Annotated in this window: 27 protein-coding genes; 7 read left to right on the top strand and 20 right to left on the bottom strand. The window is 61.9% G+C overall.

Annotation, left to right across the window (positions count from 1 at the left end; all coding sequences use genetic code 11):
• Positions 1 to 105: 105 nt before the first annotated feature.
• Positions 106 to 969, bottom strand: a complete 864-nt coding sequence (locus tag KUA23_RS22395) for a LysR family transcriptional regulator (protein ID WP_078049725.1) — start codon at positions 967 to 969, stop codon at positions 106 to 108.
• Between the two features lie 102 nt (positions 970 to 1,071).
• Here KUA23_RS22395 and KUA23_RS22390 point away from each other — a divergent pair, with 102 nt between their 5' ends.
• Positions 1,072 to 2,031, top strand: coding sequence for a DMT family transporter (locus tag KUA23_RS22390; RefSeq protein ID WP_214497294.1), 960 nt, complete (start codon positions 1,072 to 1,074; stop codon positions 2,029 to 2,031).
• Here the strand turns inward: KUA23_RS22390 and KUA23_RS22385 are convergent.
• On the bottom strand, positions 1,945 to 2,316 hold the full coding sequence (locus tag KUA23_RS22385) for a VOC family protein (protein WP_252992861.1): 372 nt from the start codon (positions 2,314 to 2,316) through the stop codon (positions 1,945 to 1,947). The genes KUA23_RS22390 and KUA23_RS22385 overlap by 87 nt on opposite strands.
• Before the next feature lie 54 nt (positions 2,317 to 2,370).
• Positions 2,371 to 3,120 carry a substrate-binding periplasmic protein gene (locus KUA23_RS22380; RefSeq protein WP_099493590.1) on the bottom strand — a complete coding sequence of 250 codons (750 nt, stop codon included), beginning with the start codon at positions 3,118 to 3,120 and terminating at the stop codon, positions 2,371 to 2,373.
• Between the two features lie 133 nt (positions 3,121 to 3,253).
• On the opposite strand from KUA23_RS22380, the gene dnaX reads away from it, so the two are divergent.
• The 5 genes from dnaX (at position 3,254) to KUA23_RS22355 (ending at position 8,893) form a co-directional block, all read left to right on the top strand.
• On the top strand, positions 3,254 to 5,326 hold the full coding sequence (gene dnaX / locus KUA23_RS22375) for a DNA polymerase III subunit gamma/tau (RefSeq protein WP_346356356.1): 2,073 nt from the start codon (positions 3,254 to 3,256) through the stop codon (positions 5,324 to 5,326).
• A 43-nt stretch (positions 5,327 to 5,369) separates the two neighbouring features.
• Positions 5,370 to 5,708 carry a YbaB/EbfC family nucleoid-associated protein gene (locus KUA23_RS22370; RefSeq protein ID WP_003175481.1) on the top strand — a complete coding sequence of 113 codons (339 nt, stop codon included), beginning with the start codon at positions 5,370 to 5,372 and terminating at the stop codon, positions 5,706 to 5,708.
• A 134-nt stretch (positions 5,709 to 5,842) separates the two neighbouring features.
• The gene (locus KUA23_RS22365; protein ID WP_078049721.1) at positions 5,843 to 6,877 is read left to right on the top strand and encodes an NADP-dependent oxidoreductase; all 1,035 of its coding nucleotides are present in this window, start codon (positions 5,843 to 5,845) and stop codon (positions 6,875 to 6,877) included.
• A 65-nt stretch (positions 6,878 to 6,942) separates the two neighbouring features.
• Entirely contained in the window at positions 6,943 to 7,545 is a 603-nt protein-coding gene (recR, locus tag KUA23_RS22360; RefSeq protein WP_078049720.1) for a recombination mediator RecR, read from the top strand.
• A gap of 199 nt (positions 7,546 to 7,744) precedes the next feature.
• Positions 7,745 to 8,893 carry an acyl-CoA dehydrogenase family protein gene (locus KUA23_RS22355; protein ID WP_252992860.1) on the top strand — a complete coding sequence of 383 codons (1,149 nt, stop codon included), beginning with the start codon at positions 7,745 to 7,747 and terminating at the stop codon, positions 8,891 to 8,893.
• 135 nt (positions 8,894 to 9,028) lie between these two features.
• Here the strand turns inward: KUA23_RS22355 and KUA23_RS22350 are convergent, their stop codons facing one another.
• Positions 9,029 to 9,577 carry an adenine phosphoribosyltransferase gene (locus tag KUA23_RS22350; protein ID WP_025854263.1) on the bottom strand — a complete coding sequence of 183 codons (549 nt, stop codon included), beginning with the start codon at positions 9,575 to 9,577 and terminating at the stop codon, positions 9,029 to 9,031.
• Positions 9,578 to 9,669: 92 nt separating this feature from the next.
• A complete protein-coding gene (fnr, locus tag KUA23_RS22345) occupies positions 9,670 to 10,404 on the bottom strand; it encodes a fumarate/nitrate reduction transcriptional regulator Fnr (protein ID WP_015885309.1) in 735 nt (244 codons plus the stop codon).
• A 153-nt stretch (positions 10,405 to 10,557) separates the two neighbouring features.
• Between fnr and KUA23_RS22340 the strand changes: the two genes are divergently transcribed.
• Positions 10,558 to 11,025 carry a hypothetical protein gene (locus tag KUA23_RS22340; RefSeq protein WP_078049718.1) on the top strand — a complete coding sequence of 156 codons (468 nt, stop codon included), beginning with the start codon at positions 10,558 to 10,560 and terminating at the stop codon, positions 11,023 to 11,025.
• A gap of 10 nt (positions 11,026 to 11,035) precedes the next feature.
• Here KUA23_RS22340 and hemN read toward each other — a convergent pair whose 3' ends face one another.
• From hemN to ccoO (KUA23_RS22265), 15 genes are all read right to left on the bottom strand, one after another.
• A complete protein-coding gene (hemN, locus tag KUA23_RS22335) occupies positions 11,036 to 12,418 on the bottom strand; it encodes an oxygen-independent coproporphyrinogen III oxidase (RefSeq protein WP_252992859.1) in 1,383 nt (460 codons plus the stop codon).
• Between the two features lie 261 nt (positions 12,419 to 12,679).
• Complete coding sequence (locus KUA23_RS22330; RefSeq protein WP_252992858.1) at positions 12,680 to 13,363, bottom strand: sulfite exporter TauE/SafE family protein; 684 nt, start codon at positions 13,361 to 13,363, stop codon at positions 12,680 to 12,682.
• A complete protein-coding gene (ccoS, locus tag KUA23_RS22325; RefSeq protein WP_100492353.1) occupies positions 13,356 to 13,568 on the bottom strand; it encodes a cbb3-type cytochrome oxidase assembly protein CcoS in 213 nt (70 codons plus the stop codon). The genes KUA23_RS22330 and ccoS overlap by 8 nt, the downstream gene beginning before the upstream one ends.
• Positions 13,569 to 13,590: 22 nt before the next feature.
• On the bottom strand, positions 13,591 to 16,041 hold the full coding sequence (locus tag KUA23_RS22320) for a heavy metal translocating P-type ATPase (RefSeq protein ID WP_252992857.1): 2,451 nt from the start codon (positions 16,039 to 16,041) through the stop codon (positions 13,591 to 13,593).
• Positions 16,042 to 16,153: 112 nt separating this feature from the next.
• Positions 16,154 to 16,693, bottom strand: coding sequence for a FixH family protein (locus KUA23_RS22315; protein ID WP_078049713.1), 540 nt, complete (start codon positions 16,691 to 16,693; stop codon positions 16,154 to 16,156).
• 16 nt (positions 16,694 to 16,709) lie between these two features.
• Positions 16,710 to 18,125: a cytochrome c oxidase accessory protein CcoG gene (gene ccoG / locus KUA23_RS22310; RefSeq protein ID WP_078049712.1), complete on the bottom strand. Its 1,416-nt coding sequence runs from the start codon at positions 18,123 to 18,125 to the stop codon at positions 16,710 to 16,712.
• A 207-nt stretch (positions 18,126 to 18,332) separates the two neighbouring features.
• A complete protein-coding gene (locus KUA23_RS22305) occupies positions 18,333 to 18,743 on the bottom strand; it encodes a type II toxin-antitoxin system VapC family toxin (RefSeq protein WP_078049711.1) in 411 nt (136 codons plus the stop codon).
• Positions 18,743 to 18,997 carry a type II toxin-antitoxin system Phd/YefM family antitoxin gene (locus KUA23_RS22300; protein ID WP_099493585.1) on the bottom strand — a complete coding sequence of 85 codons (255 nt, stop codon included), beginning with the start codon at positions 18,995 to 18,997 and terminating at the stop codon, positions 18,743 to 18,745. The genes KUA23_RS22305 and KUA23_RS22300 overlap by 1 nt, the downstream gene beginning before the upstream one ends.
• 175 nt (positions 18,998 to 19,172) lie before the next feature.
• Positions 19,173 to 20,150 (bottom strand): cytochrome-c oxidase, cbb3-type subunit III, encoded by a 978-nt coding sequence (gene ccoP / locus KUA23_RS22295; RefSeq protein ID WP_078049709.1) that lies wholly within the window; start codon positions 20,148 to 20,150, stop codon positions 19,173 to 19,175.
• Positions 20,147 to 20,332 carry a CcoQ/FixQ family Cbb3-type cytochrome c oxidase assembly chaperone gene (locus tag KUA23_RS22290; RefSeq protein ID WP_016775513.1) on the bottom strand — a complete coding sequence of 62 codons (186 nt, stop codon included), beginning with the start codon at positions 20,330 to 20,332 and terminating at the stop codon, positions 20,147 to 20,149. Before KUA23_RS22290 ends, ccoP (KUA23_RS22295) begins: the two co-directional genes overlap by 4 nt.
• Before the next feature lie 5 nt (positions 20,333 to 20,337).
• On the bottom strand, positions 20,338 to 20,946 hold the full coding sequence (gene ccoO / locus KUA23_RS22285) for a cytochrome-c oxidase, cbb3-type subunit II (RefSeq protein WP_025854274.1): 609 nt from the start codon (positions 20,944 to 20,946) through the stop codon (positions 20,338 to 20,340).
• On the bottom strand, positions 20,946 to 22,388 hold the full coding sequence (ccoN, locus tag KUA23_RS22280) for a cytochrome-c oxidase, cbb3-type subunit I (protein ID WP_028617468.1): 1,443 nt from the start codon (positions 22,386 to 22,388) through the stop codon (positions 20,946 to 20,948). The genes ccoO (KUA23_RS22285) and ccoN overlap by 1 nt, the downstream gene beginning before the upstream one ends.
• 351 nt (positions 22,389 to 22,739) lie before the next feature.
• A complete protein-coding gene (gene ccoP, locus KUA23_RS22275) occupies positions 22,740 to 23,687 on the bottom strand; it encodes a cytochrome-c oxidase, cbb3-type subunit III (protein ID WP_252992856.1) in 948 nt (315 codons plus the stop codon).
• Complete coding sequence (locus KUA23_RS22270; protein ID WP_010208563.1) at positions 23,684 to 23,884, bottom strand: cbb3-type cytochrome oxidase subunit 3; 201 nt, start codon at positions 23,882 to 23,884, stop codon at positions 23,684 to 23,686. Before KUA23_RS22270 ends, ccoP (KUA23_RS22275) begins: the two co-directional genes overlap by 4 nt.
• Positions 23,885 to 23,887: 3 nt before the next feature.
• On the bottom strand, positions 23,888 to 24,496 hold the full coding sequence (gene ccoO, locus KUA23_RS22265; RefSeq protein ID WP_003193159.1) for a cytochrome-c oxidase, cbb3-type subunit II: 609 nt from the start codon (positions 24,494 to 24,496) through the stop codon (positions 23,888 to 23,890).
• Positions 24,497 to 24,502: the final 6 nt, after the last annotated feature.

Genomic DNA, 24,502 nt, shown 5'->3' with positions numbered 1-24,502 from the left:
AATGTGGGAGCGGGCTTGCTCGCGAATACGGAGTGTCAGTCGCTGGATGCAGTGACTGAGCCACCGCTTTCGCGAGCAAGCCCGCTCCCACATTTTGGATCTTCATCAACCGAATATTTCGCGGAGTAACCCGGCAAACGCATCCCGTGCCACATGCCGCTGGGTGTCCTTGTGCCAGAACAGCAGGTTGTCCACTGCCTGCAATTCCTCAAAGCGATACGATGCCAGCTGATTGGCCTGCTCATAGCGGGCCAGGATGCCTTCCGGCGCGAGCGCCACGCCAATCCCGGCACTGACGCAACCGATGATCGTGCCCCAACTGGCATAGCTGGCAATCGCCGGCTTGAAGGCGTGCGGCTTGACCCAGTTTTCCAGCGCCGCCCGGTAGGGGCAGCCGGGAGGCCACACCAGCAAGGTGCGGCCGGCCAGGTCTTCGGCGCCGTGGATCGGGTCGCTGGTGGCGCTGGCGATCAGCACCAGGCGTTCGCTGTAGACCACGCTGTGTTCGAGCTTTGCGCGCTTATTGCCGGCGGCCACCAGGGCCACGTCCAGGCGGTGGTGTTGCAGGTCGTCGAGCAGTTCGCCCCAGGCGCCGGTGACCAGTTCCAGGCTGACGTCCGGGTAGCGTCGGTGATACTCCGCCAACAGTGGCGGCAAGCGCCCGCTGGCGCTCGACTCCACCGCGCCGATACGCAGGGTGCCACGGGGAATGGCGTTGGCGTCCACGGCGCGTTTGGATTCGTCCACCAGCGCCAGGATGCGTTCGCAGTACTCCAGGAAGATCTCACCGGCAGCACTGATCGCCAGCCCACGCCCGGCGCGAATAAACAGCGGTGTGCCCAACTCGCTTTCCAGCTGCTTGATACGCGTGGTGATGTTGGACGGCACGCAATGCAATTGCACGGCGGCCTGGGCCACGCTGCCGGTTTGTGCCACCGCTCGCACCATTTTCAGTTGGGCCAGTTCCATCGCTCAGTTCCAGTGATTTCAGAAGTCAGAAACGGTTAATTGTCCTGCGCCTTGCCCCGGCCAAGACTGACGGCATTCCTTCTCAGTGTTTGGATGCCGTCGATGAATACCCCGTCACCCCTGAAGCTTACGCTAGTCATCGCCAGCGTCATCCTCTGTTGGGCCTATTCGCCGATTGGCGTGCACATGGGCCTGCACAGCTACAGCCCCGGCCAGCTCGCGTTGTTGCGGTTTCTGATCGCCTCGGTGTTCATGGCCGCTGTGGCGCTGGTGCTGGGCATCGGCCGGCCATGCCTACGGGATGTGCCGTGGCTGCTGGTGCTGAGTTTTTTTGGCGTGTTCCTGCACCACACCAGCCTTAATTACGGCCAGCAGTTCGTGACTGCGGCGGCATCCAGCGTGCTGGCACAATCGGCACCGCTGTTCAGCGTGTTGATCGCGTTTTTCTGTTTGAAGGAACGGGTCAGCCTGTGGCGCTGGAGCTGTGTGTCGCTGGGCTTGCTCGGGGTGCTGGTGGTGATCTGGGGCGATCACGGCGTGGGCGATATCGACCCGCGCGGCTTGCTGATCCTGCTGGCGGCGGTGTCGTGGAGCCTGTACTTCGCCATCCAGAAACACTACGCCCATCGCTACAGCCCGCTGACGATGGCTTGCTACATGGTGTGGGCGGGCACCTTGATGCTCTGCGTGAACCTGCCGGGGCTGCCAGCTGCCGTTATGCAGGCGCCGGCGCCCGAGAACCTCGCGGTGCTGGTGCTCGGGGTTTTCCCCAGCGCCCTGGCATACTTGGCCTGGGGGTATGTGCTGAAACATGTCGAGGTCAGCCGCGCGTCGGTGGCCATGTACCTGATCCCGCCAGTGGCGATGACGATGGCGGCGACGCTGCTGGGTGAGCACATCGCCCTGCAAGTGGTGCTGGGCGGTGTGATCGTGTTGACCAGCGTGGCCGCTATCAGCCTGGAAGGGCGCTGGCGGTCAGTCGCTCAGGCAAAACGCACGCAGCCGGTGGCCATCGAGGTCCTGGGCGACGAAGGTGTAGCCGAAGTCCAGGGTGGTCGGTGATTGGATGATCGTCGCACCGCGCTCTACCCACTGGTCGTGCAACGCATCCACGGCGGCTTTATCGGCCAGCGACAGGCCCACTTCACCGCCACCGCCCGTCAGTTGGGCCGCTGGCTCCACGGTATGGCGCGACCACAAACCCAGCTTTACTCCATTGTCGAGAATAAACAGGGCGAAGGTGGGGTTGAGCTGCACCGGCGGCTTGCCCAGCAGGCGGCTGTAGAAGTTGGCGCTGGTGGCCGGGCTGTCGACGTAGAGCAAAAAGTAATGGGCGACGGTGTTCATGCGGGCTCCTGGGGGCTGCGTGTGTGAGGGAGCCGAGTCTATAAGACGGTCCTGTCAGTTCCTGTCAGGAGTCTCACCGGTGTAGAGCTGGATGATCTGATCGATCTCCCCCGACATTTTCATCCGCAGCAAGGTGCGCAGGATGAGCTGAACCGGCACGTTTGGGTCATTGCGCACGGTGCAGCCAAGGTTCTGCTCATCAATCACCGCGACCTTGTGCAACCGCTTGCCCACCGGCATCCGCTGGTTGAAGCGGTCGAGGATCCATTCGTTGGTCACGGCAAACTTGAAACGCCCGGCCACCAGTTTGTGCAGCACCTGTTCTTCGCTGCGGGCGTCATCGCGGCTGAGCTGGCCGTTGGCGAACAGCGGGTCGAGGCTGGCATAGCGGTAGTTGAGCACGGTGCCAATGGCCTGTGGCGCGAGTTTGTCGACCTGCACCGGCTGAGGAGGAATGTGGGTGCTCACCAACAGGTTACGCTGCACCATCAAGGGGATGCTCCAAGTGTAGTCCCCGGACAGGTTGTCGACCCAGGCCTGGGTGACATAACAGCGCACATCGATGTCGCCATGTTGCATGGCACTCGAGATGCGCGCCCGCGCCAGTACATGGAACTCAGCCGGTCGGTCCACCTGGGTGGCCAGGCTCAACATCAGGTCATACAAAATGCCCTGGGTGGGCCGGCCGTCCTCCAGTTGCACCATGGGCATCGCCCAGCTGTCGGAAACCGAGAAGCGCAACGGTGCAGGCGCAGCACTGCAAGCCGTGGTAATCATCCATAAAGCGCCCAGGACTACGCGCATATGCTCTCCGGGATCAGGCCTTTTCGGGGCCAACCAGAAGAGCTTAGTCAGATTAGGCGAGCGTGCCGGATGCAATTTCCCCCTTGCTCCGCTAGCATTACCGGCTCCCGCTTCCCAGTTGCGACGGTTTTCGATGAGTTATCAGGTTCTTGCACGTAAATGGCGTCCGCGCTCGTTCCGCGAAATGGTCGGCCAGACCCATGTGCTCAAGGCTCTGATCAATGCCTTGGACAGCCAACGGCTGCACCACGCCTACCTGTTCACCGGTACCCGGGGGGTGGGCAAGACCACCATTGCGCGCATCATCGCCAAATGCCTGAACTGTGAAACCGGTATTACTTCAACGCCGTGCGGCACCTGTTCGGTGTGCAAGGAAATCGACGAAGGGCGTTTTGTCGACCTGATCGAGATCGACGCCGCGAGCCGCACCAAGGTCGAAGACACCCGCGAGCTGCTCGACAACGTGCAGTACGCGCCCAGCCGTGGCCGCTTCAAGGTCTACCTGATCGACGAAGTGCACATGCTCTCCAGCCACTCCTTCAACGCTTTGTTGAAAACCCTGGAAGAGCCGCCGCCCTACGTCAAATTCATCCTGGCCACCACCGACCCTCAGAAACTTCCTGCAACGATTCTGTCGCGGTGCCTGCAGTTCTCCCTGAAAAACATGACCCCCGAGCGCGTGGTCGAGCATTTGACCCACGTGCTGGGCGTCGAGAACGTCCCGTTCGAAGACGATGCACTGTGGTTGCTCGGCCGCGCCGCCGACGGTTCGATGCGCGACGCCATGAGCCTCACCGACCAGGCCATCGCCTTTGGTGAAGGCAAGGTCATGGCCGCCGACGTGCGCGCCATGCTCGGTACCCTGGACCACGGCCAGGTGTTCGACGTGCTGCATGCGCTGATCGAAGGCGACGCCAAGGCGTTGCTCGAGGCCGTACGCCACCTGTCGGAGCAAGGCCCGGACTGGAATGGCGTGCTCTCGGAAATCCTCAATGTGCTGCACCGCGTCGCCATCGCCCAGGCCCTGCCCGAAGGGGTCGACAATGGCCACGGCGACCGCGACCGCGTGCTGGCCTTGGCCCAGGCGTTGCCGGCCGAAGACGTGCAGTTCTACTACCAGATGGGCCTGATTGGTCGCCGCGACCTGCCCCTGGCGCCCGACCCGAGGGGCGGCTTCGAAATGGTGCTGCTGCGGATGCTGGCCTTCCGGCCTGCCGATTCGGCCGATGCGCCGAGACAGCCGCTAAAGCCAGTGGGGATCAGCCAGGCCACAGTTGATTCCGCCAAACCAGTGGCTGGCGCAGCAGTGGTTGCGCCAGTGGTTGCTGCGCCTGCGCCAGTTGCGCCGGCGCCTGAGCCAGAACCTGAACCTGAACCTGAAACTGTGTCGGCTGCGCCGGTGGTCGCGCCGGAACCGGCCAACGAGCCTGAACCGGTCGTCGACCTGCCCTGGAATGATCCGGTAGAGACTGACGTCGAGGTCGAGCTGGCGCCCGCCGTGGAGCCCGTGCTGGAAACCAGCAGCGAGCAGCCCGAGCTGACGCCGATGCCTACGCCGACCCCGGACAGCGTAGTGCTGGATGCACCGGAGTGGGTGTCTGCGCCGGTCCCCGAGCCCACCGTGGCTCAGGTGGAAGCCGCTACGCCGGGCATCGACCTCGACGACGAACCGCCGCTGGATGAAGACTACATCGAGCCGGACATGGATTCGGCCTACAGCTACCTGGACGACCTGGCCAGCGAACACACCGCCGAGCCAGCCCCCGAGCCCGAGGCTGAGCCTGCCGCGGCCCCGGCCACCGGCCTGGCCCTGCAATGGCTGGAGTTGTTCCCGAAACTGCCGATTTCCGGCATGACCGGCAGCATCGCCGCCAACTGCACACTGATCTCCATCGAAGGCGACCACTGGCTGTTGCACCTGGACCCGGCCCACAGCGCCCTGTTCAACGCCACCCAGCAGCGCCGCCTGAACGATGCGCTTAACCAGTACCATGAGCGCCCGCTGACCATCGCCATCGAGCTGATCAAGCCGGAGCAGGAAACCCCGGCCCAGGCCGCGACCCGCCGGCGTATCAACCGTCAGCGCGAGGCCGAGGATTCGATCCACGGTGATCCGCTCATCCAGCAAATGATGCAACAGTTCGGTGCGGTCGTCCGTCACGATACTATTGAACCTGTCGAAGCCCCGGTGCCCCAAGCGTCATGAAACCGGGCTACTAATTGATCCACGTACTTTTGAGGTGATTCCCATGATGAAAGGTGGCATGGCCGGCCTGATGAAGCAGGCGCAGCAGATGCAGGAAAAGATGGCCAAGATGCAGGAAGAACTGGCCAACGCCGAAGTCACCGGTAAAGCCGGTGGCGATATGGTCAGCGTGGTGATGACCGGTCGTCACGACATCAAGCGTGTAAGCATCGACCCAAGCGTCCTGCCGGGCGTTGGCGAAGATGACCTGGAAATGCTCGAGGCGCTGTTCGCCGCGGCCGTCAACGACGCCGTGCGCAAGATCGAAGCCAACAGCCAGGAAAAAATGGGCGGTGTCACCGCTGGCATGCAACTGCCACCGGGCATGAAGCTGCCGTTCTGATCGACGAGCGTTAGCTAGACTCCAATGCCAGGCCCCGTGCCTGGCATTTTTGTTTGTGCCAATCGGATCGAACCCTGGCACCGCACGCATGGTCTGCACCCTATACCGATGGATTTGGATAAAGGAGCCCCTTCATGCCTCAAGAACCGACCCTGAACCAGCGCATCGTCCTGGTCTCACGCCCGCAGGGCGCACCCACCCCGGAAAATTTCCGCCTGGAGCGTGTGAATCTGCCGGAGTTGGCAGACGGCCAAGTCCTGCTGAAAACCCTGTACCTGTCCCTCGACCCCTACATGCGCGGACGTATGAGCGACGCACCGTCCTACGCGGCGCCAGTGGAAATCGACGAAGTAATGACCGGTGGCGCTGTCAGTCGCATCGAACAGTCGCGCAATCCGAAATTCGAAGTGGGCGACCTGGTGGTCGGCTCCACCGGCTGGCAAAGCCACAGCATCTCCGACGGTCGTAACCTGATGCCGGTGCCCAATGGCCTGGCCAGTCCGTCCATGGCCTTGGGTGTGCTGGGCATGCCGGGCATGACCGCCTACATGGGCCTGATGGACATTGGCCAGCCCACGGCCGGGGAAACCCTGGTGGTGGCCGCGGCGTCCGGCGCAGTGGGCTCGGTGGTGGGGCAGGTGGCCAAGCTCAAGGGCTTGCGCGTGGTCGGGATAGCAGGTGGCGCAGACAAGTGCCGTTATGTGGTGGACGAATTGGGCTTCGATGCCTGCGTCGACCACAAGAGCGCGACCTTTGCCAATGATCTGGCGCTGGCGTGCTTCAAAGGCGTCGATATCTATTTTGAAAACGTCGGCGGTAAGGTGTTCGACGCCGTGGTGCCGCTGCTCAATCCCAAGGCGCGCATTCCACTGTGCGGGCTGATCGCCGGCTACAACGCCCATGAAGCGCCCAGCGGTCCCGACCGGTTGCCGGCGCTGCAACGAACGCTGCTGACCAAGCGCGTGCGCATCCAGGGCTTTATCGTGTTCGACGACTACGGTGACCGCCAGCCCGAGTTCCTCAGCGCCATGGCGCCGTGGGTGCGCGACGGCAAGATCAAGTTCCGCGAAGACGTGGTCGACGGTCTGGAGCAGGCACCCGAGGCCTTTATCGGTTTGCTGGAAGGGCGCAACTTCGGCAAGTTGGTGGTGCGCGTCGCGCAGGATTGAGGATTTGACGCTAATCCGGGGCGCGGGTATAAACCGCGTCTCGTTGTTTTGTCGGACCATTGCCCATGAGCTTCAGCCCCCTGATTCGCCAACTGATCGACGCCCTGCGCACATTGCCGGGCGTGGGCCAGAAAACCGCCCAGCGCATGGCGCTGCAACTGCTTGAGCGTGATCGCAGCGGTGGCACCCGGTTGGCCCAGGCCTTGAGCCAGGCCATGACCGGGGTAGGCCACTGCCGCCAGTGCCGCACGCTGACCGAAGAAGAACTCTGCCCGCAATGCGCCGACCCGCGCCGTGACGACACGCTGCTGTGCGTGGTGGAAGGACCGATGGATGTGTATGCGGTGGAGCAGACTGGCTATCGCGGGCGCTACTTTGTGCTCAAGGGCCACCTGTCGCCGCTGGACGGCCTGGGCCCGGAGGCCATCGGCATTCCACAGCTGGTGACGCGCATCGAAGAACAGGGCACCTTTACCGAAGTGATCCTGGCCACCAACCCGACAGTGGAAGGTGAGGCGACCGCGCATTACATCGCTCAACTGCTGACCAACAAAGGCTTGATCACTTCGCGTATTGCCCACGGTGTGCCGCTGGGCGGCGAGTTGGAGTTGGTCGATGGTGGCACGCTGGCGCACTCCTTCGCCGGCCGCAAACCGATCGCCCTTTAAGGTTCACCGCCGGACAAAGTGTGGGGGCGGGCTTGCTCGCGAAAGCGGTCTTTCAGTACCAGATGTATTGACTGTTCCAGCGCTTTCGCGGGCAAGCCCGCTCCCACATTAGTGTCGTGTTGTTGGCAAAAGGTGTACATGTCTTGATAACCAAGCAAGCGCTTGGTAATTTCGCTCCATCTCGCCATGGAGCTTGCCGATGTCTGCCTACCAGGACTACTTCGACCCCAGCCACCAATTGGTCCGCGACAGCGTGCGTCGCTTTGTCGAGCGCGAGCTGCTGCCGGGCATCGAGCAGTGGGAGGAGGCGCAGAGCTTTCCGCGCGAGCTGTACCTCAAGGCCGGCGCGGTGGGGATCCTCGGCATCGGTTATCCGCAAGCCTTGGGCGGTAGCCATGAAGGTGACCTGTTCGCAAAGGTTGCGGCCAGTGAAGAGCTGATGCGTTGTGGCTCCGGTGGTGTGGTCGCCGGGCTTGGTTCGCTGGATATCGGCCTGCCACCGGTCGTCAAATGGGCCCGGCCCGAGGTGCGCGAGCGCGTGGCGCCGCAGGTCCTGGCCGGTGCAAAGATCATCGCCCTGGCGGTCACCGAGCCGGGTGGCGGCTCTGATGTCGCCAGCCTGCAAACCCGCGCCATCCGCGACGGCGACCATTACCGCGTCAGCGGCAGCAAGACCTTCATCACCAGCGGTATCCGCGCCGATTTCTACACCGTCGCCGTGCGCACCGGCGGGCCGGGCTTTGCCGGCATCAGCCTACTGCTGATCGAAAAAGACACGCCGGGTTTCACTGTCGGCCAGCCCCTGAAGAAAATGGGCTGGTGGGCGTCGGACACGGCTGAATTATTCTTTGACGATTGCCGGGTGCCCGTCGGCAACCTGATCGGCGCGGAGAACATGGGGTTTGCCTGCATCATGGGCAACTTCCAGAGCGAACGCCTGGCGCTGGCCCTGATGGCCAACATGACTGCGCAGTTGGCCCTGGAGGAAAGCCTTGCATGGGCCGCCCAGCGCGAAGCCTTCGGTAAGCCCATCGGCAAGTTCCAGGTGATCAAGCATCGACTGGCAGAGATGGCCACCGCCGTGGAAGTCTCCCGCGAATTCACCTACCGCCAGGCGGCGAAAATGGCGGCCGGCCTCAGCGTGATCAAGGAGATTTCCATGGCCAAGAACCTCGCCACCGACACCGCCGACCGCGTCACCTACGACGCGGTGCAGATTCTCGGTGGGCAGGGCTATATGCGCGGCAACCTGGTGGAGCGGCTGTATCGGGATAACCGCATCCTGTCGATTGGCGGGGGGACGCGTGAAGTGATGAACGAGATCATCAGTAAGCAGATGGGGTTGTGATTTGCGTTGTTCTTGCGGGCCTCATCGCGGGCAAGCCCGGCTCCCACATTTGATTGGGCTCACACATTCTTATCGGTGAAGGCGATCACCTGTGGGAGCCGGGTTTGCCCGCGATGAGGCCGGCCCAGGCGACCGTTACTGTTCAGTCAACGCAAACTGCGTCAAACAAAACGTCGGAATCCCCATGTCCTCCAGGCGTTGCGACCCACCCAGCTCCGGCAGATCAATAATCGCCGCCGCTTCGAAGATCTTCGCGCCCATGCGTCGCACCAGGTTCGCCGCCGCGATCAGGGTGCCGCCAGTGGCGATCAGGTCATCGAACATCAACACCGAATCGCCCTCGCACAGGCTGTCGGCGTGCACTTCCAGGAAAGCCTCGCCGTACTCGGTCTGGTAACCCTCGGCCAGCACGTCCGCGGGCAGTTTGCCCTGCTTGCGGAACAGGATCAGCGGCTTGTTCAGTTGGTAGGCGATGATCGAACCGATCAGGAAGCCCCGCGCATCCATTGCGCCGATATGGGTGAAATCGGCTTCGACATAACGTTGGGCAAAGCTGTCCGCCACCAGGCGCAGGGCGCGGGGCGATTGGAACAAGGGCGTGATGTCACGGAAGATCACCCCAGGCTTGGGGAAGTCGATGACGGGGCGGATCAGGGATTTGATGTCGAACGAATCGAAGGTCATCGTCGAAGAGTCCTGGGGCTGGAAACGGACTCGAAGTATACCTGCGGCCTCGGCAATTGGCGCGGCCGCAGGTGTCTGGATCAATCCTTCTCTTAACCTTCGAGCGAGCCGCCCGCCAGCGCGCACAGCTGGATAGGGTCGAGGATATGCACTTCCTTGCCTTCGGCGGCCAACAGTGCGTTCTGCTGGAAGCGCGTAAACACGCGGGACACGGTTTCCACTGCAAGGCCCAGGTAGTTGCCGATTTCGTTGCGCGACATGCTCAGGCGGAACTGGTTGGCGGAGAACCCACGGGCACGGAACCGTGCCGACAGGTTGACCAGGAACGTAGCGATGCGCTCGTCGGCGGTTTTCTTCGACAACAGCAGCATCATTTGCTGGTCGTCACGAATTTCGCGACTCATGACACGCATCAGTTGGCGACGCAGTTGCGGCAATTGCAGGGCCAGTTCGTCCAGGCGTTCGAAGGGGATTTCGCACACCGAAGTGGTCTCCAGCGCCTGGGCCGACACCGGATGAATCTCGGTGTCCATGCCCGACAAGCCGACCAGTTCGCTGGGCAGGTGGAAACCGGTGATCTGCTCTTCGCCGCCGTCGCTGAGGCTGAACGTTTTCAATGCGCCCGAACGTACTGCATAAACGGAATCGAACTTGTCGCCCTGGCGAAACAGGAACTCGCCTTTTTTCAGCGGGCGACCGCGTTTAACGATCTCGTCCAGCGCATCCATGTCTTCCAAATTCAACGAAAGTGGCAAGCACAGGGGAGCCAGGCTGCAATCCTTGCAATGAGCCTGGCTGTGAGCGCGCAGTTTAACTGGCTCGGACATTTCTTAAATCCTTGTGGGAAAACACACATAAGACGTAAGGGTAACGCACTGGGGGGCGATGAGGCCAGCGTGTACAAAAAACCGCCAGCGGTATAAAGCTTTTTGTATCAGGGTCGATACAGGCTTATGTCTCAACAATCCAGGGTTTGGATCATGGCTTCTATTGGCGGTATTAACCCCTCAAGTATTCGCATACCCACAATGCCGGACCTCAAAAAGGACGCCGTGGTGGACGATGCCAGCAACCCATCGGCACCGCAGGCTGACGCCAAGCCGGTCGAAGGCGTGGCGGTGACAATTTCCGGTGCGGGTCTGCAGGCTGCCCGTAACGACGCGAATAAAGACATCGACGACAGCAACCTGAGCGACAGCGTCAAGCAGTTGTTGAAGATGATCCGTGAGCTCAAGAAACAACTCGAAGACAAGATGGCCGAACTCGCAGCGGCCATGGCTGATACCTCGATGACGCCGGAGGCGCGCCAGGCCAGAGTCGCGGGCTTGCAGAGCGATGTGACGTCATTGCAGGCCGCGCTGGCAACCACCCAGACCCAACTGGCCAAAGCCATGAAAGACCAGCCGCCAGAGGCTCAGATGGAAGCCATGAGCCTCATGGCCAAGTAAGGCGAGTCGACTAGATAACCTTCGAGAAACGCTGCCTGTTCTGGTGCTCCAGATAGGCGTCGAACACCATGCACACCGACCTCACCAGCAGGCGCCCGGCCGGCAACACACGAATGCCCCGGGCGTCGAGTTCAATCAGGCCATCCTCGGCCATGGCCTCCAGTTGTGGCCAGATGTCAGCGAAATACCCGCGAAAATCCACATTGAAGGCCTGCTCGATCGCCTCGAATGCCAGGCTGAACGTGCAGATCAGCTGCTGAATCACCTCCCGCCGCAACCGATCGTCCGTGGTGCAGACCAGGCCACGGCTGGTGGCCAGTTGCGCGCCCGCCAGGGTGTTCTGGTAGCCGTTGAGGTCGCTGCTGTTCTGGCAGTACAGGTCGCCGATCTGGCTGATCGCCGACACCCCGAGCCCGATCAAGTCGCAGTGACCGTGGGTGGTGTAGCCCTGGAAGTTGCGCTGCAGCGTGCCTTCTTCCTGGGCGATAGCCAACTCATCGTCCGGCAGGGCGAAGTGGTCCATGCCTATGTAGCGGTAGCCGGCCTGGGTCAGTTGCTCGATGGTGGTTTGCAGCATCAAGAGTTTAGACGCCGGGGAGGGCAGTTCATCGGTGTTGATACGCCGCTGGGGCATGAAGCGCTCTGGCAGGTGCGCGTAATTGAACACTGACAAGCGGTCTGGTTGCAGGCTGATTACCTCTTCCACGGTACGCGCAAAATTGATCGGTGTTTGCTTGGGCAAGCCGTAGATCAGGTCGATATTGATCGAGCGAAATTGCAGGGTGCGCGCCGCATCGATGACCGCACGGGTTTCCTCCAGGCTCTGCAGGCGATTCACTGCCCGTTGCACCTCGGGGTCAAGGTCTTGCAGGCCGATGCTCACGCGGTTGAAGCCAAGTTCACGCAGCAGGCCCATGGTCGCCCAGTCCGCTTCACGGGGGTCGATCTCGATGCCGTAGTCGCCGGAATCGTCATCCAGCAAATTGAAGTGCTGGCGCAGGCAGCCCATGACCTGGCGCAGTTCATCGTGGCTGAGAAAGGTCGGGGTGCCGCCGCCGAAGTGCAGTTGCTCAACCCGCTGTCTCGGATCGAGGTGGCAGGCCACCAGTTGGATCTCTTGCTCCAGACGTTGCAGGTAGGCCTGGGCGCGGCCACGGTCCTTGGTGATGACCTTGTTGCAGGCGCAGTAGTAGCAAATGTTCGCGCAGAACGGTACATGCACATACAGCGACAAGGGTCGCACGGCCTTGCGGCTGTCGCGCAGGGCGTGGAGCAGGTCGAAGGTGCCGACCTGGCTGTCGAATTGCACGGCAGTGGGGTAGGACGTGTAGCGCGGTCCCGCCATGTCGTAGCGGTGAATCAGATTGGCGTCCCAACGAATGGCGTCGAGCATGCGGGCGTTCCCCCGGATAGGCTAGTGGGCCGAGTCTAGGGGCGTGGCGGGGATGGCATCTTGATTTGCATCAACGGGGAGCGGCGCTATGCCACATGGCGCCGAGCGCCCTGCCTCGCAAGTACTGATCGTTTTTGACGGCGTCTGTTGCCGTCATGCTGCGTTGCCGCTCCTCCCCATAGCCAGCTATGAGTCGTCGCGGCGCCTTGCCTGACGACAACAGCCACTCGTCAAAAACGATCGTACTTACGAGGCAGGGCGCTAGTGGCCCATCAGCCAGTGCTGGTGCGGGCCGGGCAATGTCCAGATACCGAACATAATCACCAGCAAGCCGCCGGCCATCCGCACACTGCGTTTGCGCAACAGCGCCGTCACCCGCTCAGCCGCCAGGCCTGTAGCCAACAGCACCGGCCAGGTCCCCAGCCCGAACGCCAGCATCAGCAACCCGCTGTCCAGTGCATTGCCCTGGCTCGCTGCCCATAGCAGCGTGCTGTAGACCAATCCGCACGGCAACCAGCCCCACAGCGCGCCCAGCAGCAAGGCGCGCGGTACGCTGGACACAGGCAGCAAACGGTTGGCGACTGGCTGGATGTAGCGCCACAGGCCGCGTCCGAGGCTTTCGATACGGGTGAGGCCGCTCCACCAGCCGGCCAGGTACAGGCCCATGCTGATCAACAACAACCCGGCCAGTACGCGCATGAACATCGCCGCCGGGCTGTTCGCCACTGCCCAACCGGCCAGGCCGATCAACACCCCGGCAGCGGTATAGCTGAAGATGCGCCCCAGGTTGTAGGCCAGCAGCAGTTTAAACCGGCGACCACGCTGCTCCTTGGGGATGGCCAGGGTCAGCGCACCCATCAGGCCGCCGCACATGCCCAGGCAATGGCCGCCGCCGAGCAGGCCGAGGATCAGCGCGGAGACCAGCAGTGGCGCCAGTTCAAGCATGGGGCGGGTCTTTGGGCGGTTGCTCGTGGTGGTTGGCCTCTTCGATGCCGGCCAGGTGGTTCGGGTCCTGGTCGTCGAACAGCACGCTATGGGCCGGGCCGTCGAGGTCGTCGTACTGGCCATTGTCCACGGCCCAGAAGAAGATGTAGATGGCCACGCCCACTAACAGCAGCGCCGCCGGAATCATCACGTATAAAGCTGGCATCTGCACTCCATGTCCGCGCGGCTCACACCGGCAGCGGGCGGGTTACTGAAGGGGCTCTGGCCGCAGGCGCGCTCGGCAGGCGAGTCAGGCGCAGGGCGTTGAGCACCACGGTCAACGAACTGAGGGACATGCCGATCGCGGCCCAGATAGGGGTGATCCAGCCTAGGGCGGCAAACGGCAGCATAAGGCCATTGTACAGCCCGGCCCATAGCAGGTTTTCAATGATCACCCGACGGGTGCGTCGCGCCAGGGTAAAGGCTTGTACGAGGGCGTCCAGGCGGTTGGACAGCAAGACCGCGTCGGCGCTGGTCTTGGCCAGGTCGGTGGCCGTGCCCATGGCCACGCTGATGTCCGCGGCGGCGAGCACCGGCACATCGTTGACCCCGTCGCCAAGCATCAGCACCTTGCGGCCTTCCTTGTGCAGTCGTTGCAGCACTTGCAGCTTGTCATCGGGGCGCAGGCCGCCGTGGGCTTCATCGATCCCCAACTCGGCGGCGACACTGGCGACCATCGGCGAGCTGTCCCCGGACAGCAGCAGCGTGCGCCAGCCACGCGCCTTGCACGCGGCCAGCAACGCTGGGGCATCGCTGCGCAGGCGGTCGTCGAGTACGAACCAGGCCAGGGCGCCTTCGCGGTCGCCGAGCAGCAGCCATTGGCCCGAAACCTCAGGCGCGGCTGGGATCGGGCAACCACTGAGTTCACAGACAAAACCCGGTTGGCCAATGCGCAATACGCGCTCGCCGACACGCCCTTCAAGGCCCTGCCCTGGCGAACTGATGACTTCATCGGCGGCCAGTGGCGCACGACCAAAGGCGCGCGCGATCGGGTGTTCGGAACGGTTTTCCAAGGCGGCGGCGAGGCTCAGGCACAGGTCGGTGCTCAAGCTGCCCAGGGGGCGGATGGCTCTCAACGCCAGGCGTCCTTCCGTCAGGGTGCCGGTCTTGTCGAAGATCACCGTGTCGATCTGGTTCAGTCCTTCCAGCACATGGCCACGGGTCAGCAGCAACCCGAGTTTGTGCAAGGTGCCGGTGGCGGCGGTGAGGGCTGTAGGTGTTGCAAGGGACAACGCACAGGGGCACGTCGCCACCAGCATTGCCAGCACAATCCAGAACGCGCGCGACGCGTCCAGCTCCCACCACAGCAAGCCGATCAGGGCGGCGGCGATCAACGAGCACAACAGGAACCACTGCGCGGCGCGGTCGGCGATTTGTGCCAGGCGTGGTTTCTCGGCCTGGGCCCGTTCCAGCAGGCGCACGATGGCGGACAAGCGCGTGTCATGGCCCAAGGCACGCACTTCGACGGTCAAGGCACCCTCGACATTCAGCGTGCCCGCTGTGACGGCGTCGCCGGTCTGGCGCGGTTGCGGCAGGTATTCCCCGGTGAGCAACGATTCATCAATGCTCGATTGGCCATCGAGGATCACGCCATCCGCCGGCAACACAGCGCCCGGATGCACCAGGACGCGGTCGCCCAGTGCCAGTTCCGGGAGCAGGATGCGTTCACTCTGGCCATCGACCTTGAGCCGCAGGCACGAGGCGGGCAACAGGTTCACCAGCTGCGCGGTGGCGGCGGCCGTGCGCTCGCGGGCGCGGCGCTCAAGGTAGCGCCCGGCCAGCAGGAACAGTGCAAACATGCCCACTGCATCGAAGTAGAGCTCGCCGACGCCGGTGATCGCGGTCCAGATGCCCGCCAGGTACGCACCGCCGATGGCCAATGACACCGAGACATCCATGGTCAGGTGGCGGGTGCGCAAGTCGCGCATCGCCCCCTTGAAAAACGGTGCGCAGCTGTAAAACACAATGGGTGTGGTGAGAAACATCGCCACCCAGCGCAGGATCACGTGCAGCTCCGGGCTCAGGTCGATATTGAATTCCGGCCAGGTGGCCATGGTTGCCATCATGGCCTGGAACCACAGCAGCCCGGCCACGCCCAATTGGCGCAAGGCCAGGCGATTCTCACCGGCCAGTTGCTCGGCAGCGCGGTCGGCCTGATAGGGGTGGGCGGCGTAGCCGATATGGCGCAGCTCGCTGAGCAACTGGCTCAGCGGCAGTTGCCCATCGGCCCAGCGCACCTGCAAACGATGGTTGGACAGGTTCAACCGCGCCTCGGCCACGGCGGGCAGGCCGCGCAGGTGTTTTTCGATCAACCAGCCACAGGCAGCGCAACTGATGCCTTCCATCAACAGGGTGGCTTCGGCCAGCTCGCCCTCGTGGCGCACAAAAGGTTTTTGCACGTCGGCGCGGTCATACAGTGCCAACTCGTCGACCAGTTGCACCGGCAGCGTCTCAGGGTTGGCCGAGGCTTCGCTGCGGTGCTGGTAATAGCTTTCCAGGCCGCCGGCCACAATCGCCTCGGCCACGGCCTGACAGCCCGGGCAGCAGAGTTCGCGGTGTTCACCGAGGATCACGGCGGTAAACCGGCTGCCGGGCGGGACGGGCAGGGCGCAGTGGTAGCACGGAGTTGGGCTGGTCATGGCTAGGGATCTTAATCGGCTGGGAGGGCCTCATCGCCGGCAAGCCGGCTCCTACAAGGGATCGCGTTCGAGCGGTAGGAGCCGGCTTGCCGACGATGCGCGAAGCGCAGGCTTATTTTTTCAGGTCTTCAGCGCCCTGCAACGGTTCATCACCCAGCAGCAAGTCCTTGTCGTGGCTGACCAGCTCTTCTTCAAACATACGCCAGGTGCGATCGCCTTCCACGCCGAGCAATTCGACAAAGCGCCGGCCCTCGACCTTGTCGGTGACCTGGCCGATGTAGCGGCCAGTTTCGCTGTCACTGCGGGCCAGGTTGATCTTGCGATCCTTCTCTGGCTGGGTCGGGGAGATCAGGTTCAATTCCAGGGTGGCTGGGTTGCTGTTGCCGGTGAGGTTCACTTCGACTTCACCGGTCAGCTCATCCAGGTGCACCTTGGCGCGCAGTTGCAGGGTCTGGGCCAGCAGTTCGCGGTCCAGGGAGCGGTTGATGCCCTTGCCGGCCTCGTAGTAGTTGTCGTTGACCAGGTTGTCGGGGTTGTTCACCGCGATAGTCACCATGGACAGGGTCAAGGTCACCGAGCAGGCCAGGATCCCGATGATGATCCAGGGCCAGAGGTGCTTGTACCAAGGGCTTGCGGCAGTTGCTACGGACATTGTTCGGTTCTCTTGATTAACGAACTTGCGGGCCGATGAATCGGCTCTTGGCTTCAATGTGGACGCTGGCGTCATCGGCGTCGGTGAGGATGAATTTCACCTCGTTGGTGCTCGACGGCAGTTGTTCCGGCGCGCTCGACAACTCCACCGGCATGCTGACGATATCACCGGCAGCCACCTTGATTTCGCGGCGGCCTTGCAGCTTGAGGTCGGGCAGGCCGGCAGCGTCGAGCACGTAGGTGTGGTCGCGCTGGTCCTTGTTCATGATCTTCAGGCTGTAGACGTTTTCGATCCGGCCTTCGGCGTTCTCGCGGTACAGCACACGGTCCTTGCTCACGTCGAAACCCACCAGCGAGCGCATGAAGAAGGCCGCCACCAGCAAGCCGATCATCGCCAGCAGCACCAAGGCGTAGCCGATCAGGCGCGGGCGCAGCTTGTGGGTTTTCTGCCCCGACAGGTTGTGCTCGGTGGTGTAGCTGATCAGGCCGCGTGGGTACTCCATTTTGTCCATGATGTTGTCGCAGGCGTCGATACAAGCGGCGCAGCCGATGCACTCGATCTGCAGGCCGTCGCGGATGTCGATACCGGTGGGGCACACCTGTACGCACATCGTGCAGTCGATGCAGTCCCCCAGGCCCTGGGCCTTGTAATCGACGCCTTTTTTGCGCGGGCCACGCACCTCGCCACGGCGGGGGTCGTAGGAGACGATCAGGGTGTCCTTGTCGAACATCACGCTCTGGAAACGCGCGTACGGGCACATGTAGATACACACTTGTTCGCGCAGCCAACCGGCGTTGCCGTAGGTGGCGAGGGTGAAGAAACCGACCCAGAAATACGACCAGCCATCGGCTTGGCCGGTGAAGAAGTCAAACACCAGTTCGCGGATCGGCGAGAAGTAGCCGACAAAGGTCATGCCGGTGACAAAACCGATCAGCAGCCACAGGGTGTGCTTACTGAATTTGCGCAGGAATTTGTTGGCGCCCATGGGCGCTTTATCGAGCTTGATGCGTTGGTTGCGGTCGCCTTCGGTGACCTTTTCGCACCACATGAAGATCCACGTCCACACGCTTTGCGGGCAGGTATAACCGCACCACACACGCCCGGCATAGACGGTGATAAAGAACAGGCCAAATGCCGCGACGATAAGAATGCCCGAGAGCAGGATGAAGTCCTGGGGCCAGAAGGTCGCGCCAAAAATAAAGAATTTACGCTCTGGCAGGTTCCACCACACGGCCTGGTGACCACCCCAGTTCAGCCACACGGTGCCGAAGTAGAGCAGGAACAGAGCGGCGCCGCCGAGCATGCGCAAATTGCGAAACAGGCCGGTGAAGGCGCGGGTGTAGATCTTCTCTCGCGAGGCGTAGAGGTCGACAGTGCTGCTGGCGTTTTTGGCAGGCGGGGTAACGTCATGTACCGGTATCTGGTTGCTCATCATTGCATCCCACGGCGGTGGAGATTTGCCTCGGCCAGTACGTGCCAACCGGGGTCAAATTAAGGGTGTTGCAGTGGCCTAATGATACGCCCCCGATGCGGTGCAAGGGGTGCGACCTTTGGTCGCGTTGGGGAAAATCAATTGATGGTGTAGGTGATCTGGATCAATTGACTTGGGAAGTATGGACGGTTTTGGTGGGTAAGCAGGTCATTCGTCCCATGGATTGATCAGTGGAACGCCACTGGATTTAAAGTCGCTGACATTGCGTGTAACAACAGTAAGGCCATGGACCAGAGCGGTTGCCGCAATCAATGAATCACTTTCATTGGCTCGGTCTGGCACATGCAAGTGTGCACAGCGCAACGCTACTGCTGCATCGATGGGCAGGATTCTGGCATTGAAGGCGGGTATGACATGACGCTTGAGCCAGGTGCGTAATACCTTCCCTTGCGCCGGGTCTCGCCGCTCTATGCGCAGGACGCCGGTTTCCAGTTCTTTGAGTGTGATCGCCGACATATACAGGCGTGGAGCGCTGACGCTTTTAGCCCAGGCGACCACCTTTGCATCGGCGTGGGGTTTGCGAAGTTCGGAAATGACGTTGGTGTCGAGTAGATACATCAGGAGAGGTCCACAGGTCGATGAGTGATCACGGCACGTTCGGTTTCGAAGTCGATATCGGCCGCTTCTGGCATCACTAGCAGATCAACGATGTCGGCATTGAGCCCTGTCAGTTTCTGGTAGTCCTCAATGCTTAGCAGTACGTGGGCTGGCTTGCCTCTATCGGTGATAAAAACCGGCCCCTGGCGGGCTGCTTTTTTGGCACCACTTGTGTCTTGGTTGAATGCGCGGCTGGAAATAGTGGTGATTGTCATGGGGTGGCTCCCCTTTCGCTGGATTCGATGTAGTTACGTTACTACCTCGTTATTGGGCGCGGCAAGCTTCAAGCTACGAGTGGTCGTGGGTTCATGTTCTGAACAGTTACGAGAGCCAGAAACAACGAAGCCCCGCCAGCTTTCGCTGCACGGGGCTTCGTTTTTTTTCAAGACTTTACTGCTCTTCGGCCTTCTTATCCCCATGGGACAAGCTGTAAACATACGCTGCCAGCAAGTGCACCTTGTCATTCCCCTGCAGCTGCTCCTGCGCAGGCATCTGACCCTGGCGGCCCCAACGGATGGTCTGTTGCAGTTGGGCAAAGCTCGAGCCGTAGATGAATGCACCCGGGTGGGTCAGGTCGGGCGCGCCCATGGCGGGGGTGCCTTTGCCGGCCGGGCCGTGGCAGGCCACGCAGTTGGCGGCGAAGAGTTTCTCGCCGTTGGCCACATCGGCTTTCACGCCTTCGGGCAGCTTGCGGCCGTCGAGGTTGGTGACCACGAACGCGGCCACATCGCTGACGCCTTGTTCTTTGAGGATATCCAGCCAGGCCGGCATCACCGCATGGCGGCCCTTCATGATGGTTTCCTTGATGGTGGCCGGCTCGCCACCCCAACGCCAGTCGGCGTCGGTCAAGTTAGGGAAGCCATACGCGCCCTTGGCGTCGGAACCGTGGCACACCGAGCAGTTGGAGGCGAACAGGCGGCCCCCCATCTTCAGGGCTTGCGGGTCCTTGGCCACTTCTTCAATCGGCATCGACGCGAATTTGGCGAAGATCGGCCCGAACTTGGCGTCCGACTTGGCCATTTCCTTTTCCCATTCGTGCACGCCGGTCCAGCCGGTCTGGCCGTTGGCGAAGGGGGTTTGCTTGTCGTTGTCGAGGTAGGCATAGCCCGGCAACAGGCCCTTCCAATTGCCCAGGCCGGGGTACAGCGCCAGGTAGCCGAGGGCGAAGATGATGGTGCCGACGAACAGCATGAACCACCACTTGGGCAGTGGGTTGTCGTACTCCTCGATGCCGTCGAACGAGTGGCCGACGGTCTCGTCGGTTTGCTCGGTGCGCTGGCCCTTGCGGGTCGACAGCAGCAGCCAGGTCAGGGCGAAGATGGTACCCAGACTGAGGACTGTGACGTACAGACTCCAGAACGTAGTCATTCTTTGTTACTCCTAGAAGCTTGCTCGACGTGCTTAATGGCTTCGGGATCATCCGCGAAGGGCAGCATGGTTGCGTCGTCAAACTCCGACTTGCGCTTGGGGCTGAACACCCACAACGCCAGGCCGATAAAGGCCACCATCACCACAACGGTGCCCAGGCCTCGAATCATCCCGATATCCATGAAGGTCACCGTTTGCTTTTGATGAGGGTGCCCAGGCCTTGCAGGTAGGCCACCAGTGCGTCCATTTCGGTCTTGCCCTTCACGGCTGCGGCTGCACCGGCGATGTCTTCGTCGGTGTAGGGCACGCCCAGGGTGCGCAAGACTTCCATCTTCTTCGCGGTGTCCTTGCCGTCGAGCTTGTTTTCCACGAGGAACGGATACGCCGGCATTTTCGATTCAGGCACCACGTTGCGCGGGTTGTACAAGTGCGCACGCTGCCAGTCATCGGAGTAACGTCCGCCGACACGGGCCAGGTCTGGGCCGGTACGCTTGGAACCCCACAGGAACGGGTGGTCCCACACGCTTTCACCGGCGACGGAGTAGTGGCCGTACCGCTCGGTTTCGGCACGGAACGGACGGATCATCTGCGAGTGGCAGCCGACACAACCGTTGGCGATGTAGACGTCGCGGCCTTCCAGTTCAAGCGCGGTGCGCGGCTTCATGCCTTCGACCGGCTTGTTGGTGACGTCCTGGAAAAACAGCGGAACGATCTGGGTCAGGCCGCCGATACTCACGGCGATGACCATGAAGAAGGCCAGCAGGCCGATATTCTTCTCGACTACTTCATGCTTCATCAGTGGGCTCCCACAACGGCGATCTTGGCGGCGGCTTCGGCTTCTGCAGGGTCGGAGGCACGCACGGTGCGCCAGACGTTGTAGGCCATGAACAGCATGCCGGCGGCAAAGAACGCACCGCCCAGGGCGCGGACGATGTAGCCCGGGTGGCTGGCTTGCAGCGCTTCGACGAAGGAGTAGGTGAGGGTGCCGTCATCGTTGATCGCACGCCACATCAGGCCCTGGGTGATGCCGTTGACCCACATCGAGGCGATGTAGAGCACGGTACCGATAGTGGCCAACCAGAAGTGCGTGTTGATCAGCGCGACACTGTGCATCTGCACGCGGCCAAACAGTCGGGGGATCATGTGATAGATCGCGCCGATAGAGATCATCGCTACCCAGCCGAGGGCGCCGGCGTGTACGTGGCCGATGGTCCAGTCGGTGTAGTGGGACAGCGAGTTGACGGTCTTGATCGCCATCATCGGCCCTTCGAAGGTCGACATGCCGTAGAAGGCCAGGGAGACGACCAGGAAGCGCAGGATCGGGTCGGTGCGCAATTTATGCCAGGCGCCCGACAGGGTCATCATGCCGTTGATCATGCCGCCCCAGCTCGGGGCCAGCAGGATGATCGACATCGCCATGCCCAGGGACTGCGCCCAGTCCGGCAATGCGGTGTAGTGCAAGTGGTGCGGGCCGGCCCAGATGTACAGGGTGATCAGCGCCCAGAAGTGCACGATGGACAGGCGATACGAGTAAATAGGACGTTCGGCCTGTTTCGGCACGAAGTAGTACATCATCCCCAGGAAACCGGTGGTCAGGAAGAAACCTACGGCATTGTGGCCATACCACCACTGGATCATCGCGTCCGTTGCCCCGGCGTAGGCCGAGTAGGACTTGAACAGGTTCACTGGCAGCGAGGCATGGTTGACGATGTGCAGCATCGCCGTCACCAGGATGAACGCGCCGTAGAACCAGTTGCCCACGTAGATGTGCTTGGTCTTGCGCTTGACGATGGTGCCGAAGAACACCACGGCATAGGTCACCCACACGATGGCGAGCAAAATGGCGATCGGCCATTCCAGCTCGGCGTATTCCTTGGTGGTGGTGTAGCCCAGCGGCAAGGTGACGATGGCGCTCACGATCACCGCTTGCCAACCCCAGAAGGTGAAGGCCGCGAGGCTGTCGGAGATCAGTCGCGTCTGGCAGGTTCGCTGCACGACATAGTAGGAGGTGGCAAACAGTGCACATCCACCGAAGGCGAAGATCACCAGGTTGGTGTGCAGCGGGCGCAGGCGACCAAAGGTCGTCCATGGCAAACCGAAATTCAACTCCGGCCAAACCAGTTGCGAGGCGATGAACACCCCGAGCCCCATGCCAAGGATCCCCCAGACCACCGTCATGATGGCGAACTGGCGGACTACCTTATAGTTATAAGCAGTCGGACTGATTGCTGTGCTCATTCTAAGGTTCCACGGTTTAGGTTTTTTTATAGGTAAAATCGGCCGCAAGTATGTAGAAAGCGAGGGGCCATTGCAACGCAATGGCTGACCTGTATCAATGCGTTCCACGCCAGATTCTGCGCCCTTTCCATGTTTTGCGTAGGGACAAAATCAGAAATCGAAAGCTGATCGAGTGGACAGGAAAATTTTGGGGTCGCAACGAATGTCGTTGCGTACGCCAGGATTGGTCCGCTGTGGGAACAAGCGTAGACCCGAAAGTGAGGGGGGGAAAGGTGTGCTTTGGAAGGGTGCGACACTTGGTCGCGCAGCTAGGTTGAGCTGCCGCCCCAGAGTGGGGCAGCAGCTCAGAGGTTACTCAGGCTGGCTTTCTGGCGTTGCACCATCAGCGCTGTGGGACAAGCTGTAAACATAGGCCGCCAACAAGTGCACCTTGTCATTGCCCTGCAGCACTTCCTGCGCGGGCATCTGGCCTTGGCGGCCATGGCGGATAGTCTGCTGCAATTGCGCAAGGCTGGTGCCGTAGATATAGCCGGCCGGTTTGGTCAGGTCGGGCGCGCCCATGGCTTCCATGCCGTGGCCTTCCGGACCGTGGCAAGCGACGCAGGTAGTGCTGAACGCCGCCTGGCCTGCTGCCAAGTCTGCGGTGCTGTTGGCCGGCAAGGGCAGCTTGGCCACGTCGTGACGAACATAGGCCGCGACGTTTTTCACCCCTTCATCGCCGAGCATGTCACCCCAGGCCGGCATCGCCGCGTGGCGGCCGTTGAGGATGGTGGTCTTGATCGCCTCGGCCGAACCGCCCCAGCGCCAGATGTTATCCGCCAGGTTCGGGAAGCCAAACGCGCCCTTGGCGTCCGAGCCGTGGCACACCGCGCAGTTGGAGGCAAACAGGCGACCGCCCATTTTCAGCGCTTGCGGGTCTTTGGCGACTTCTTCCACGGGCATGGCCGAGAATTTGGCGAAGATCGGCCCGAACTTGGCGTCGGCCTTGGCCATTTCCTTGTCCCATTCCTTGGTCTGGGTCCAGCCGTCTTCATAGCCCGGCAACACGCCTTTCCAGTTGCCCAGGCCCGGGTAGAGGATCAGGTAGCCGACCGCAAACACCAGGGTGCCGGCGAACAGCATGAACCACCACTGGGGCAGCGGGTTGTCATATTCCTCGATACCGTCAAAGGCGTGGCCCATGGTCTGGTCGACACTGCCCTTGGTCTCGCCCTTGCGGGTCCCGATCAGCAGCCAGGTCAGGCCGATCAGGCTGCCGAGGGTCAGTACGCAGATCCATGTACTCCAGAATAGGGTCATGGCCGAGTGCTCCTTATTGCAGGCTCTTCTTGAGCGTCGGATGGAGAAGGTTCATCGGCGAAGGGCAGCAGGCGGGCCTGCTCGAATTCCGCATTGCGCCGGTTGTTGAACACCCACAGCGACAGGCCGATAAAGGCGATGGCGACCACCAGCGTGCCGAGGCCGCGGATGGTGCCCGCATCGAATTCAAATCCCATGGCTCACCTCTTGCTCTTGATGGCAGTGCCGAGCACTTGCAGGTACGACACCAGTGCGTCCATCTCGGTCTTGCCCTTGAGGCTGGCGACAGCGCCATTGATATCGTCGTCGGTGTACGGCACGCCGAGGGTGCGCATCACTTTCAACTTGGTCTCGGTGTGGCTGCTGTCGACGGCGGCGGTGACCAGCCATGGGTAGGCCGGCATTTTCGACTCGGGCACCACGTTGCGCGGGTTGTACAGGTGCGCGCGGTGCCAGTCGTCCGAGTAGCGCGCGCCAACGCGGGCCAGGTCCGGGCCGGTACGCTTGGAGCCCCACAGGAACGGGTGGTCCCACACGCTTTCGCCGGCGACCGAGTAGTGGCCGTAGCGCTCGGTCTCGGCGCGGAACGGGCGGATCATCTGCGAGTGGCACTGTACGCAGCCTTCGCGGATGTAGATGTCACGGCCTTCCAGTTGCAGCGCGGTGTAGGGCTTCATGCCTTCCACTGGCTTGTTGGTCACGTCCTGGAAGAACAGCGGGACGATCTGGGTCAGGCCGCCGATGCTCACGGCGAGCACCATGAGCAGCATCAGCAGGCCGACGTTCTTTTCAATCGTTTCGTGTTTCATCATCGA

The organism is Pseudomonas pergaminensis, from assembly GCF_024112395.2.
Lineage (GTDB): Bacteria > Pseudomonadota > Gammaproteobacteria > Pseudomonadales > Pseudomonadaceae > Aquipseudomonas > Aquipseudomonas pergaminensis.
This window is presented reverse-complemented; position numbering and strand designations above follow the sequence as displayed.

Coding starts and splice junctions, on each gene's coding strand:
- KUA23_RS22395 (WP_078049725.1), bottom strand. CDS start 969: ATGGAACTGGCCCAACTGAAAATGGTGCGAGCGGTGGCACAAACCGGC.
- KUA23_RS22390 (WP_214497294.1), top strand. CDS start 1,072: ATGAATACCCCGTCACCCCTGAAGCTTACGCTAGTCATCGCCAGCGTC.
- KUA23_RS22385 (WP_252992861.1), bottom strand. CDS start 2,316: ATGAACACCGTCGCCCATTACTTTTTGCTCTACGTCGACAGCCCGGCC.
- KUA23_RS22380 (WP_099493590.1), bottom strand. CDS start 3,120: ATGCGCGTAGTCCTGGGCGCTTTATGGATGATTACCACGGCTTGCAGT.
- dnaX (WP_346356356.1), top strand. CDS start 3,254: ATGAGTTATCAGGTTCTTGCACGTAAATGGCGTCCGCGCTCGTTCCGC.
- KUA23_RS22370 (WP_003175481.1), top strand. CDS start 5,370: ATGATGAAAGGTGGCATGGCCGGCCTGATGAAGCAGGCGCAGCAGATG.
- KUA23_RS22365 (WP_078049721.1), top strand. CDS start 5,843: ATGCCTCAAGAACCGACCCTGAACCAGCGCATCGTCCTGGTCTCACGC.
- recR (WP_078049720.1), top strand. CDS start 6,943: ATGAGCTTCAGCCCCCTGATTCGCCAACTGATCGACGCCCTGCGCACA.
- KUA23_RS22355 (WP_252992860.1), top strand. CDS start 7,745: ATGTCTGCCTACCAGGACTACTTCGACCCCAGCCACCAATTGGTCCGC.
- KUA23_RS22350 (WP_025854263.1), bottom strand. CDS start 9,577: ATGACCTTCGATTCGTTCGACATCAAATCCCTGATCCGCCCCGTCATC.
- fnr (WP_015885309.1), bottom strand. CDS start 10,404: ATGTCCGAGCCAGTTAAACTGCGCGCTCACAGCCAGGCTCATTGCAAG.
- KUA23_RS22340 (WP_078049718.1), top strand. CDS start 10,558: ATGGCTTCTATTGGCGGTATTAACCCCTCAAGTATTCGCATACCCACA.
- hemN (WP_252992859.1), bottom strand. CDS start 12,418: ATGCTCGACGCCATTCGTTGGGACGCCAATCTGATTCACCGCTACGAC.
- KUA23_RS22330 (WP_252992858.1), bottom strand. CDS start 13,363: ATGCTTGAACTGGCGCCACTGCTGGTCTCCGCGCTGATCCTCGGCCTG.
- ccoS (WP_100492353.1), bottom strand. CDS start 13,568: ATGCCAGCTTTATACGTGATGATTCCGGCGGCGCTGCTGTTAGTGGGC.
- KUA23_RS22320 (WP_252992857.1), bottom strand. CDS start 16,041: ATGACCAGCCCAACTCCGTGCTACCACTGCGCCCTGCCCGTCCCGCCC.
- KUA23_RS22315 (WP_078049713.1), bottom strand. CDS start 16,693: ATGTCCGTAGCAACTGCCGCAAGCCCTTGGTACAAGCACCTCTGGCCC.
- ccoG (WP_078049712.1), bottom strand. CDS start 18,125: ATGAGCAACCAGATACCGGTACATGACGTTACCCCGCCTGCCAAAAAC.
- KUA23_RS22305 (WP_078049711.1), bottom strand. CDS start 18,743: ATGTATCTACTCGACACCAACGTCATTTCCGAACTTCGCAAACCCCAC.
- KUA23_RS22300 (WP_099493585.1), bottom strand. CDS start 18,997: ATGACAATCACCACTATTTCCAGCCGCGCATTCAACCAAGACACAAGT.
- ccoP (WP_078049709.1), bottom strand. CDS start 20,150: ATGACTACGTTCTGGAGTCTGTACGTCACAGTCCTCAGTCTGGGTACC.
- KUA23_RS22290 (WP_016775513.1), bottom strand. CDS start 20,332: ATGGATATCGGGATGATTCGAGGCCTGGGCACCGTTGTGGTGATGGTG.
- ccoO (WP_025854274.1), bottom strand. CDS start 20,946: ATGAAGCATGAAGTAGTCGAGAAGAATATCGGCCTGCTGGCCTTCTTC.
- ccoN (WP_028617468.1), bottom strand. CDS start 22,388: ATGAGCACAGCAATCAGTCCGACTGCTTATAACTATAAGGTAGTCCGC.
- ccoP (WP_252992856.1), bottom strand. CDS start 23,687: ATGACCCTATTCTGGAGTACATGGATCTGCGTACTGACCCTCGGCAGC.
- KUA23_RS22270 (WP_010208563.1), bottom strand. CDS start 23,884: ATGGGATTTGAATTCGATGCGGGCACCATCCGCGGCCTCGGCACGCTG.
- ccoO (WP_003193159.1), bottom strand. CDS start 24,496: ATGAAACACGAAACGATTGAAAAGAACGTCGGCCTGCTGATGCTGCTC.